The organism is Desulfosporosinus fructosivorans (assembly GCF_004766045.1).
Lineage (GTDB): Bacteria > Bacillota > Desulfitobacteriia > Desulfitobacteriales > Desulfitobacteriaceae > Desulfosporosinus > Desulfosporosinus fructosivorans.
The window spans coordinates 1-11,768 of sequence record NZ_SPQQ01000025.1 but is presented as its reverse complement, the minus strand read 5'-3'; the positions used below and the strand labels follow the sequence as shown (position 1 = coordinate 11,768).

The following is an 11,768-nucleotide window of genomic DNA, read 5'->3' as shown; positions in this document are numbered from 1 at the left end:
GAAACTCTAATATGTGATTCTAAAAGAAAAAGCTAAAAAGACAAGGACTAAAAAGGGAGTACTGTGGTACAGGGGGGACCACTCTCTCTTGTAAGTGGGAGTATCATGATTGGTTAATATTATAATTTTTCGAGAAGCGTTCGAACAGATTTTATACGATTTTGATACGTATGCTTAAGGTACACCTCTTCTTGACCTTGGCGAGCTATTTTTCGGCGGAGATCCTCTCTGCTTAGGTAAAAACGCACAAGTTCTAAAGTCTCATCTGGATGGCGACTCCAGACGAGATGGACATGGTTCTTAAAAATATTTTCAATAGCTAGGGACCAGTGCGTGAGGAAAAAAGCTTGAGAACCTAAGGCTTCAAAGGTTCGCATGCTCATCATCGTAGGCGAGTCTATCACAGAATGTAAGCCTAAAACGATCTTCGCCGAGGAATAAGCACAGGGCAGTTGCTCATAGGGCAAATATCCCTGGTAGATTTCGGGTGGTAAAGTGTAATTGTCCTTATTTGCCAGCCAGTTTTCGTTACCGAATACTTTCAAATGAAACTGACCCTTTCGTAAGGGTGTGAGAATTGTTTCTATCCCCAGTCGCCGTTGAGGATAGGCTGTGTAGTAATTAGCAACGAGAAGCAAATCGCAAGTATAAGCAGGCGATGGCTTAGTAGGGTGATGAAAGGCTGGGTTACAGGCGAAGTGGAAATAAAGTGCTCGTAGCTTCTCCCTCTGGTAAAGAGGAAGACACTCTTGGGCAGGAGTAAGAACCAGACTGGCTCCGCGTGCCAACGGTCGGGACATGAGGCGCCAGTCCGGGGGATCATCAATAGCCCAATAAATGAGCGGGAGGGAATGACGGCGTAAAAGAGGAAAGAGTTTTCCGAACACCGTGGAAATAGAAACCCCATCAGCAAAAGCAAAGTTTGGTTTCCATATCTTTAACAAATCAGTCAAACGGTCCTCCCAGTCTGGCAAACGGACTGGGAGGTAACGAATTTCATCTACGGAGGAAAAACCCGAGGCTAATCCGTAGCTCAATAGTGATGAATCATTCAAAAATAAAATCTTCATTAGTATTGTCTCCATACATGCTTAGAGTGTTCAATCACAACCTCCAGAGACTTAATCAGAGTTGCTGAGTTAATGTGATATCGTTGAGCAGCCTGCTCAATGCTCATACAGAGCAAGTGTGCTGCCCCTCAACCGGAGGTAGAAATACCGAATTTACGAAAAGTATTGGCTGTCTGAGGATACTTGGATAGAATTTCAGCAAGATTAGTGGTCAAATCTAGGTGATCCATTTGTTCCAAAAACCCCCTTTGTTCTTAACCTCTTTATCTTCTTGGAGTTGAGAAATCTGTAACCCTAGATTCTCAAGAGATGAGTCACTCTGTTCTTGTTTGGCCATCATAACCCGTAGGACTTGAGAGAGACCTTCGGTTTCTTTTTCGAGATTGGCCATGGCTTCTTTAACCGCATCAGGTTCTTCAAAAGAAGTCTCGAATACGGTTTGTGGATGTTCGAATTCTTCATAATGCGATGTTTTTTGTTTGGATTTTCTGGGTTGTTTTGGTTGACTAACATTGTCCGAAATAGCCCCAAGGATTTGATCAAATTTCGAGAGCATGCTTTGAAGGACATCACTTAGCTTAGTATTTTCTTGTTCGAGCTGAGCCACGGTAGTGATCAAACGTTCAAGTTCGGCATTTTCCTTCATAGGCAAGGATGGCAAGACATCCTCTGATGAATTATCTGGTATATTTGTTGTAGCTGGTGCCTCGATTACTTCCGGTATGACATTTACCTCTATTGGGGAGGGAGTGCTTGATTCGACTTCATTCAATGTGACTGAAGCTAGCGAAGGAAGATCAGAGGGTATTTGCCCAGGATAGAAGGCTGGCACAGGAGGAATATCCTGGGCAAGAATGGGTTGAGTAGTTTGGACAGGGGTGGGCACAGGCGTAACTTTATCTTTAAGAGTGAAGCCCAACTCACGGTAAAAGGCTGGAGCGCGCCGCTCAGCTTGATCTTCCAACCAGTAAGTTTGATGAAAATTCCTTCTCGCCTTATGCACCCATAGTAAGGGCTGATGGAGGACGGGCTTGGATGAGATCAAACGCCAGCCGTTCCCATTATTAATCATGAGGACCTCTTCCACCGTACGTGCAAGTAGCCAAAGAACACCATTAAGCTCCAAAGCTCCTATATTCTTGCAGGGAGTATTAAAGGTTTTGATAGGCGCGGGTGCTGGATGCCAGGTGCTGGAAAGTTCATGGGCGTCCGATTGTTGTGCAGAGCGGAGTTCAAATTGACCATTGGGAGTTTTCACAATCCAATAGAGATGATGGATATTATCCGATGTCATGAGTGCTGCTATATCTACGATTTCACCTGGAATTTTAAGTGTTTCTGCTGGAGATCCCCATATGTTAAATGTTCCATTAAAGCGGTTCGTAAACAAGAGCGAATGTCGTCCCTGAAAAGTGACGGTTAAAAAGTGAAGGTTTCCCTGACTATCTAGGTTTACGTGATAAAGGGGTTCCCGCGGGTGAACAACTTCTCCCATGCGAGTACTGAGCCAAGAGTTGCCATTCCAAAGACGATGTTCAATATGCCAGACATCTGGAATGGCTTGATGCGTAGAGGCATAAAAGATATGTATTATCTTTCCTTGAGGAAAAAGAAAGAGCCGTCGGTATTTTGTGGTGCGTACATCCAGTTGGGCGATTAACGTTGTCTGAGGCGTTGAAGAGCCAGAAATTAGGGTATAGCAGAGTTCGCCGCTTGTTTTAAGGACGACGAGATGGACGGTTTTGGCATCGGTCATGATCCCATGAGCAAGAAGTAGCGGTTCGTGGATCCGATAGAAGGGTTCAGAGCTCTCTACTCCAAAAAGAGCACATTCTTGATGATCAATGTGCAGGTACATTGATACGTTGTCATAAGTTAGGAGAAGAGGAGTAAGAGCGGTTTTATTTAGAAAAGCCAATACGATCACTTCCTTTATTTTCATCATAATAAGTGATCCAAATAAATTGCCTAAAGAAAGGGCCGTTGTGGACGGCCCTTTCTTTCTAGAAGGGCAATACCTTATGCTATAAGAGTTTAAGATACAACACATGCTGAACGTTTACAGGCAAGTATCCTGTTGAGGTGGGAAGAAATCACTGGGGAATGGGGTGAGTGTGATATCAAAGAAATTGATACATGGATTTTCTGGGAAGTCTGGGAACTCTTCGCAGAACGGAGGTTCTGGGCAGAAGCCAAAGGCAGGAACGAGAAGTTGAACTAAGCCAGTGACTTTTGTTATGACGAAGCTTCCGATTGCAAGCTGTATTGAAGTCAAGGTGAACAATGGACTTGTTAATACTTCCGTTCTCGTTTCAACACGCAAGTTGAAGTCGAATTCCGGTCGAGTTGGTGGGAAGTACATTACGATATCTTTATTGATATCGGGTAGAGTACCAGTGACAGTGAATAAAGCTCCGGTTGAATCACGTAAGGTTAACGTATAGGGGATTTGAATTGTAAACTGAACCCTTGAGAAATTCGGGCGAGCTGGAATTGGTGTAATGACGACACTGCCAGGAACAATTACACCAGTAGAAAAGGTCATGCTGATAAAGGTAAATGGAGGTACCCCACCTGTAGGCAAGGGGACAATGAAGGCTGGGAAGCATTCTCTTTGTTGACAGCTAGCATAAACTTTTTCAACAATGATGCAGACTGATTCTGTTATTTCTTCGAGTTGATAAGGGTCAGTCAAGTCAATGGGGTCACTAGGTGATAAGGCAGATCCAACTCTGCCCACAGAAACTCCCCGTGGCGGGAAGGAAGTCGGAAGTGCAGCTGCAATGGTGTTTGTAAGGGTATTAATGATGCTGATCGAGCTGTCGCCTTCATTAGCAACCCATACTTGTGTCCCATCACCAGTCACATCTAGGCCGCGAGGGTTTATGCCTACAGGCACCGTGGTTATCACGTTAAGTCCAGCTGTAGAGAGTACGCTGACGATGTTTGATCCGAAGTTGCTCACGTACATAAAGAGTGGATTTACAGGGTTCGCAGCAATTCTTTGAGGATTGGATCCGACTGGAATTAGGCTTACAAGGGCATTGGTGGCGATATTAATGACACTAACGTTGTTGTCTCCACTGTTGACAACAAAGAGTCTTGTATTGTCTAAGCTTACGGCCAATCCATTGGGTGAATTACCTACCGCGATCGTAGTGATCACGGTATTCGTTACTGGGTTAATTACAGAAACTGAATTGCTTCCACTATTACTTACGTAGACTCTGCTACCGTCCCGAGCAAGCGTAACATCAACAGGGCCTGAACCAACGGTTATAGTGCTGACAACGCTCTCGGTTGGAATGCTAATGACTGAAACAGTTCCGCTTCCAGAGTTTGTAACGTACGCGGTTGTGCTAGTCGGATCAATTGCGACTGATGTAGGTGCAAGACCCACTGGGATCGTTGCTAGGACAAGATTTTTCGCAGTACATAAGACAGAGACGGTGTTACTACCGGAATTGGGAACTAAGACCTTTGTACCATCCGGCGTGCGTTTTGGGAAAGCTGGTGCAATCCCCACGGGAATGGTAGCGACTAGCACATCGCTGTAAACATTATATATGGCGACGGCATTGTCGAGTGTTACCCAAGCATGGGTTTCAAATAGCATGTGTGTATTCCCCCTTTTTTTTAATCCGAAAAATACCTAGGGATTTGCGGAACTTTCAACGTATTCTATTCAATGTCAGAGTAGGGTGTTACACACTATTATTTTTTTCTAGGAGTCTTGAGAAAATTGCTTGAAGCATCCTTCCAGCCCGCTCACCCCAATCATTTGCATGGGCGTAAGCCATTCGTTCGGCCTTGCTGAAATCTTTTCCTTCTAATAAATAGCGTAGACGCAGAGAAAATAAATGGGGGTTATTTTCCAGATTGATGTTTGGAATGGTAAGCAATTCGGGAAGCGGTGTCCCGAGAACCTGGATTCCCGCTGCATAATATTCATAGAGTTTGATGGGGTTGCACCCTTTTGTCATTTCAGTCTGAAGAAAGGGAATAAGACCAATATTAAAGTGATGAAGATAAGAAGGAAGTTCATGGTAATTTTTAAGTCCTAAATAAAAAACATTTTCATATTTCAGTGGAAACTTTTTGAGTTGAAAAAGGGCTCCAATAAAAACAAAGTTTAAGCCTGGATTTTCTTGGATCGCCACACTCAGTAATTTCCAGTCCACCCAAGGGGCTATTGCGCCACTGTAGCCAATGATCGGTTTTCCTGAAGGAAGATCAATTGGGCACTTAAAATGGTGAGGTGAAAAATGGACGTAATCCACACCGTTTGGGACAAGATGAACATGTGGATGCCGTTTAGAAAAGTAGTCATGAATGCTTTGACTACTACAAAAAATGAGATCTGCTTTTTCTAGGATCGTGGGATAATATGGTAACCAACTGGCAAATTCATCTTTAGGTTCATCTACAGCATCATAAATAACGAGATCTGGACTATAGGAATGAATTAAATTAATATGCGAAGGAACGGTTAACCAAAGAATGCGTGGTCGTGGATGGGGGATTGTCATGGCGGAAATCCCTTGACAGAGAAGTAGGGTTGGGGATATACTCCTGATCCCTGGTTGGAGAAAGTTGCCGAGATCTTCGTAAAGAACTTTCTGTCCTGAAGCGGAAAAATGCCCCAATAGCTGTTGCGGGCGCTGAAACATCCAACTCCAAGGGATTGAAGGCGGATAGATAATTGTTGGCATTTGTAACCTCCTAGTTGTTCCTAATTGTTGCTATAAAACAAGATATGCTTACAAGGGTTAATTGGGAAGTAGACACTTGCTCTGGTCTTGGGAGATGGAGATGGACCGACGGTGGTTGGAACTGAAAGACGTTAAGATAGGTATCTGGGGCTGTTTGCGTCTTTGACGCAAATGGTTTCCCAGACAAGGGGACGGTTCTTGTGTCTATATTTAGACACAAGAACCGTCCCCTTGTCTGGCTGTCCCCCCTTGTCTGTGCTTGTCTGCGTACTCCGTTGTTGTCTCATCTTGCCTAAAGAAGTCTGACCGAGTTAGTATCGGACAGACTTCTTCAGGCGGACGGTTTACCTTTAATGCCTTGGAACCTATTAAAGCTTGTCGCATAGGATGGAAGTGTGGGGGTGATATGTTTGAATGTCTTAACGCTGACCAATGAATTTGAAGAGGAAAGATTTGGTGGCGCCGGAACAGCGGCTACAGGCATGATAAATATGTTGGATCGCTGGGGAGTACAACAGACGGTCATAGTTCCACGCAGTGATTGGAACGTACCTAGGTGGATCTTGAGAGGACAACAGATCAAAGTCTTAGGATTACCTCGAAACAGCCAATATTTTGGCTATTTAGGAATGATCAAGACTGATGTCGTGCGTCAGGGATTTCCTGGGCTTAATCAGCGGTGGGATTTAATTCATAGTCATGCCATCAATTTTACTCCTTTGGCTTATACCCTTTCGGGAGGACTTATTCCTATTTTTTATTCCGTTTATTCGTTTTTACGCAGAGAATTAGGCAACAGACCGGAGCTAGAGATGCAAGCGCAGTTTAAAATTCAAGAAGAACTTCTCATGCGTTGTCAACGCATTCAACTTATCAGTCATAGTGAAAGGAATTACCTGGCGGAGCATTTTCCCCAATACCTTTCCAAAACGGAGGTTTTGCCTCTCGGTATTTCATTGCCCTCAGAAACTTGGCAACCAGAGAGCTCAAATAAGTTTCTTTATGTTGGCAGACTGATGGACTATAAAGGGGTTGAGGATTTGATACACGCCATGTCTATAATTCGGCAAAGCGGGCGTCAACTTCATTTAAATATTGTCGGCAAGGGACCAGATCACTATGAAGCGTACTTGAGGATGTTTGTTCAGTCGAAGAGGCTAGGAGACTGGGTTAAGTTTCATGGTTGGAAGTCAAATTCAGAGGTATGGCAGAGGATGGGGCGTGCGGCGGGTCTCGTTATACCAAGTCGACGTGAAGCCTATGGATTGGTGGCGCTGGAAGGAATGTCAATCGGGACTCCAATAATTGCTTCAAAAGCTGGGGGACTCGCAGAATTGATTTCTGACTCATGTGCCCTCACGTTTGAAGCGGGCAATGTAAAACAGTTGTCGAGTGCATTAATGACAGCCCTCGATAATCCATCCCTTTTACGGGCCCTTGCAGCGAAAGGGCGAGAGCGAGCCATGACATTTGAGTGGGATCAGCTTGCTCCAAAATATTTGAGGGTCATGCGGGAGTCGATGCCTTAGCACAGTCGGCACCATCCTTGGCCGATACGTATTCCTATAGGAATCACAATGCCTCTCCCCATGCTCCATAAGCTAAAAAATTTCTTCAAGTTTGTGTCGATGGGGGGTGGAACGACTGGGATTGACGCTGTTTGCTTCTTTGACGAGAATGCGCTCGGTGTGCTTACAAAGATACGAAGGGAGTATTGGTTTGAAGCAACGGTGTCAGATATACAAACTCTGACATACGATATATCAATGACTGTAACAAAGGGGATGAAAGAACGTGATGTGGGAGCAAAAACAGGTGTTGATCACTGGCGCAGGAGGGTTTATCGGCAGTCACTTGACAGAGGCCTTGGTCAAAGCAGGCGCAAAGGTTCGTGTTTTTATTCGATATAACTCTAGAGATGGTCGTGGGAACTTAGAAGATTTGGAGCCTGGGTTACTTGAACAGGTCGAAATAATAGCAGGAGATTTACGTGATGCAGATGTAATCGATCGAACGGTTAAAGGGTGTGACGCTGTTTTCCACCTAGGGGCTTTGGTGGGGATCCCGTACTCTTATAAAAATCCTCGTGAGGTTGTGGAAACCAATATTATGGGGACATTCAACGTTCTGACGTCAGCACGCGACCATGGAGTGGAACGAATCGTGCACACTTCAACTAGTGAAGTATATGGGTCTGCACTTTATGTCCCAATAGACGAGGCTCATCCGCTTCAGGGTCAGTCCCCTTATTCAGCCAGCAAAATCGGCGCAGATAAGCTAGCTGAAAGCTTCTACGCTTCCTATGATTTACCGGTTGTGACGGTAAGGCCGTTTAATTGTTATGGGCCGCGCCAATCTGCTAGAGCCGTTATACCCACTTTAATTACTCAAGCCCTAGCCTGTGAAGAAATACGTCTTGGGAACACAGAAACCCTGCGCGATTTTACCTTTGTTACTGATACGGCGGAGGGATTTATTAAAGCAGCGCAGAGCCAAGCGGGCTTCGGTAAGGTGATAAATATTGGTTCGGGTAGGGAAATATCGATTGGTCAATTAGCTCAGATTATTGTAAAAACGGTGCACAGTACAGCGAAAATCGTGGTCGATGAAGCACGAGTTCGCCCGAGCCGCAGCGAGGTAAACCGTCTTTTAGCAGATAATCGATTGGCTAAAGAAGTGATCGGGTGGGAACCTCGTGTGTCATTGGAAGAAGGGATCAAAAGGACTGTAGCTTGGGTTGCTGCTCATATGAATCGATTCCAGATAGGGAAATACCAAATTTGAAAAGGTGAAGGAGAAGATTATGCAAGCAATCATTTTAGCAGGAGGTAGAGGTTCACGCCTAGATCCGTATACCAGAATTTTACCAAAGCCCCTTTTTCCCATTGGGGATAAACCGATCGCGGAGATCCTCGTGCATCAACTCAAGCTGGCTGGGTTTATTGAAATCATCATGTGTTTGGGGTATCTTGCAGATTTCATTAAACTGTATTTCCAAGATGGAAGCTATTTTGGTTTGACGATTCGATATTCTGTGGAGACTATCCCCTTAGGGACAGCTGGTCCGTTGAGAATGGTCAATGATTTAGACGAGAACTTCTTAGTTGTTAATGGGGATGAATTAACAACCTTAGATTTTAGGGCGTTGTATGAACACCATATAGCGATGAATGCGGATATGACCGTGGCTGTTCAGAAGAAATCCATCAGTTCATCGTTCGGAGTATTAGAGTCGAAGGATGGTCGAATAACCGCCTATTCTGAAAAACCAACTATTAACTATTGGGCGAGTATGGGGATTTATGTCATCAACAAAAGAGTTCTTACGCTAATTCCTGACAACGAACGGTTTGATATGCCGGACGTAGTTCAGCGTCTTCTTTCAGAACAAGCTCAGGTGGTAAGTTATGAAAGCGAGGACCTTTGGTTTGATATTGGGACAATGGCCGACCTCGAAAAGGCTAAAGAGGAGTTTAAGCACTTAAAGCTTTAGTAAAAGGGAATTGTAGAAGGCTTAATTATAATCAGGCGTTATGATAAGGAGCATCAGAAGAGCATGAAAAAGGTATTGATCGTTGGAGGATTTCATTGATCGATTATTGAGAAACGGTTGTCATTACTGTTCAACAGATGCGGCAACGGTTCATTTGTATCATCCCAGAGCGGACGGCTACTATGAGGGTGGAGGTCCTCTCGAATGGGACTTCAACTAAAATTTATTCTTTTCTAGAATTGATAAATAGTAAGAAACGAAGGTAGAGAGTGGGGGCGGTATAAGCGATAGTCTTTATTAAAAAAGTAAGACGTTAATTCAAGAGATTGACATCTTACTTTTTTGTCGTAGGGTATGATACCAATCATGATTTTGAGAATCTGTTCTTTTTCCAAATAGGTGAGATAAGGTAAGAAACGAAGATAGAGCGTGGGGATTTTGACAGCAGTTATGAACACTATGATAAAGCTAATCATATAATGGATTAGATGGACAACTAAACAGCTGTTTATCAAAAAATAAGGGGGAAAAGTAATGCTAGAAATGGACCAACAAGGGATAGGATCAGATGATGAGTTGCTTCTAGAAATACAAGGATGTGTCAAACAATGTAAGCCGAAGTGGGTTTTTTGTCCCTGCCCGAAGGGCGGTCAAGGACTCATTGAAGACAGTTTATTTATTGTAAGGAAGCATAAAATTTTCTGGGTTGTTCAGCTTTGTAATACTGGTGCCATAGCCTTTAGGGAAGTTTCACCTCAATTTATGGAAATTTTTTCAGAGGTAATAGTAGGAGCTACGAGAATCTTTGTCGAGTTTGACCGGTGCCATAGAATAAATGAATGGATTACCATCCAAGATAAAGACTGTTGCCTTGATAAAATTCCAAAAAATGTATGCAAAGATAATTTTTGCCATGCGGACTTTTAACAAAAAGCTGTAAGAAAACTTAAACGGAGACCCATATAAAGGACGGCCTCAAAGAGGCCTCCCCTGCATGGTTCATGCGCAGAACTGATACACCATCTATAGAGGTATGTATCAGTTCTGCTTTTAACATTATCCATTGGGCTAATCTACTTTATAAAAATAAAATATGTCCAACAAAGGAATTCGTTCCAGCATTAACACAATTGAAAGGAACAAAATTAGGGCATGAACAATACAATAAATAAACCCATAATTTAGGAGGTGTGAAGATATATGCCCTATTTAACAACGGGTTTGTCGGATAACGCCTTGATTGGAGGGGTTAGACAGAGTTCAACTCTCTCGGTTAATATCTCAAATGACGATACTTCTACGGTAGCAATTCAAGTTGAGGGATTTTTTCAGAGTGGAACCACAAAAGTGAAGTATGTAGAAGAGTTTTTCACACTTACTGCAGGAACAGTGGTTTTGAAGAATTATTTCATCCCATTTAATGCTTTCGAGTTCATATTCTTTGTTAGCTCGCAGGCTGTAAAAGTCTCTGTATGGAGCAAAGATGACACTGGAAATCTTACGTCGATTCATGTGGAAGTAGCCGAAGCAAGCGTCTGAATGGTAACGAAAATCGGACAAGTACAATACTATATATAAACCATAATAAAGGAGGTTGGAAAAAATGCCAAATTTAACTACGGGTTTGTTTGAAAACACTCCGGTTGCGGGTGTTAGGCCGAGCTCAACACTCTCAGTAAATATCTCGAACGATGATACCGTTACAATAGATATTCTAATTGAAGGATTTTTTCAAAGTGGAACGACAAAAGTGATGTATGTTCAGGAGCTGTTGGCTCTTACTGCAGGTAGCGTGGTCCTGAGAAACTATTTCGCCCAATTTGATGCCTTTGAGTTTCAATTTACGGTTAGCTCAGATGCTGTAGAAGTCACTGCTTGGGGGAAAGACGCAGCAGGAAATCTGACGACAGCTCATAGGGTAGTTGCACAAGAGGTTAACCAATTTTAACGAGAAATTATAATAAAGTAGGTAAGGAAGGAAGGAGACGAGGACATGGCTGAATTAACTACTGGATTAATCGAAAATACTCCGGTCGCCGAAGTAAGACCAACCTCAACGTTTACAATAAAAATCACCAATGATGACACAATTGCTGCTAGCGTCTTTATTGAAGGGTTTTTCGTGACAGGGATCGCGAAAACTCTGTATGTCTTGGAGTTGTTTATTATGGCTCCAGGGGAAGTAGCAGAAAGGATCTATTTCGCGCAGTTTGATGAGTTTGAATTCCAATTCATCACCAGCTCTGATGCTGTAGAGATTTCCGCCTGGGGAAAAGATGCCGAAGGGAATTTAGTCGCAGCACATCGATTAGTAGCTGCAGAACTTGATCCAATAGGGGGAGTCCAAGGCATCCAAGGAACCCAGGGTATTCAGGGAACCCAGGGAGTCCAAGGCATCCAAGGAACCCAGGGTATTCAGGGAACCCAGGGAGTCCAAGGCATCCAAGGAACCCAGGGTATTCAGGGAACCCAGGGAGTCCAAGGCATCCAAGG

General features: G+C 43.7%; 10 protein-coding genes and 1 pseudogene. 7 read left to right on the top strand and 4 right to left on the bottom strand.

What is annotated here, in order from left to right; all coding sequences use genetic code 11:
* Nucleotides 1–119: 119 nt before the first annotated feature.
* The 4 genes from E4K67_RS28175 to E4K67_RS28160 all read right to left on the bottom strand — a co-directional run bounded on the left by E4K67_RS28175 (nt 120) and on the right by E4K67_RS28160 (nt 5,782).
* The gene (locus tag E4K67_RS28175) at nt 120–1,070 is read right to left on the bottom strand and encodes a CgeB family protein (protein ID WP_135552850.1); all 951 of its coding nucleotides are present in this window, start codon (nt 1,068–1,070) and stop codon (nt 120–122) included.
* Nucleotides 1,071–1,287: 217 nt separating this feature from the next.
* Nucleotides 1,288–3,015: a hypothetical protein gene (locus E4K67_RS28170; protein WP_243454671.1), complete on the bottom strand. Its 1,728-nt coding sequence runs from the start codon at nt 3,013–3,015 to the stop codon at nt 1,288–1,290.
* A 114-nt stretch (nt 3,016–3,129) separates the two neighbouring features.
* Nucleotides 3,130–4,686 (bottom strand): YncE family protein, encoded by a 1,557-nt coding sequence (locus tag E4K67_RS28165; RefSeq protein WP_135552848.1) that lies wholly within the window; start codon nt 4,684–4,686, stop codon nt 3,130–3,132.
* A gap of 88 nt (nt 4,687–4,774) precedes the next feature.
* A complete protein-coding gene (locus E4K67_RS28160; protein ID WP_135552846.1) occupies nt 4,775–5,782 on the bottom strand; it encodes a glycosyltransferase family protein in 1,008 nt (335 codons plus the stop codon).
* 401 nt (nt 5,783–6,183) lie between these two features.
* Between E4K67_RS28160 and E4K67_RS28155 the strand changes: the two genes are divergently transcribed.
* From E4K67_RS28155 to E4K67_RS28120, 7 genes and pseudogenes are all read left to right on the top strand, one after another.
* On the top strand, nt 6,184–7,311 hold the full coding sequence (locus E4K67_RS28155; RefSeq protein ID WP_135552844.1) for a glycosyltransferase family 4 protein: 1,128 nt from the start codon (nt 6,184–6,186) through the stop codon (nt 7,309–7,311).
* A 268-nt stretch (nt 7,312–7,579) separates the two neighbouring features.
* On the top strand, nt 7,580–8,566 hold the full coding sequence (locus E4K67_RS28150) for an SDR family NAD(P)-dependent oxidoreductase (RefSeq protein WP_135552903.1): 987 nt from the start codon (nt 7,580–7,582) through the stop codon (nt 8,564–8,566).
* Between the two features lie 19 nt (nt 8,567–8,585).
* Nucleotides 8,586–9,275: a sugar phosphate nucleotidyltransferase gene (locus E4K67_RS28145; protein ID WP_135552842.1), complete on the top strand. Its 690-nt coding sequence runs from the start codon at nt 8,586–8,588 to the stop codon at nt 9,273–9,275.
* Between the two features lie 534 nt (nt 9,276–9,809).
* Complete coding sequence (locus tag E4K67_RS28135) at nt 9,810–10,202, top strand: hypothetical protein (protein ID WP_135552840.1); 393 nt, start codon at nt 9,810–9,812, stop codon at nt 10,200–10,202.
* Between the two features lie 273 nt (nt 10,203–10,475).
* Complete coding sequence (locus E4K67_RS28130) at nt 10,476–10,814, top strand: hypothetical protein (protein ID WP_135552838.1); 339 nt, start codon at nt 10,476–10,478, stop codon at nt 10,812–10,814.
* A 64-nt stretch (nt 10,815–10,878) separates the two neighbouring features.
* Entirely contained in the window at nt 10,879–11,223 is a 345-nt protein-coding gene (locus E4K67_RS28125) for a hypothetical protein (protein WP_135552836.1), read from the top strand.
* Nucleotides 11,224–11,268: 45 nt separating this feature from the next.
* Nucleotides 11,269–11,768 (top strand): annotated as a pseudogene (locus E4K67_RS28120) (exosporium glycoprotein BclB-related protein); the annotation flags it as partial.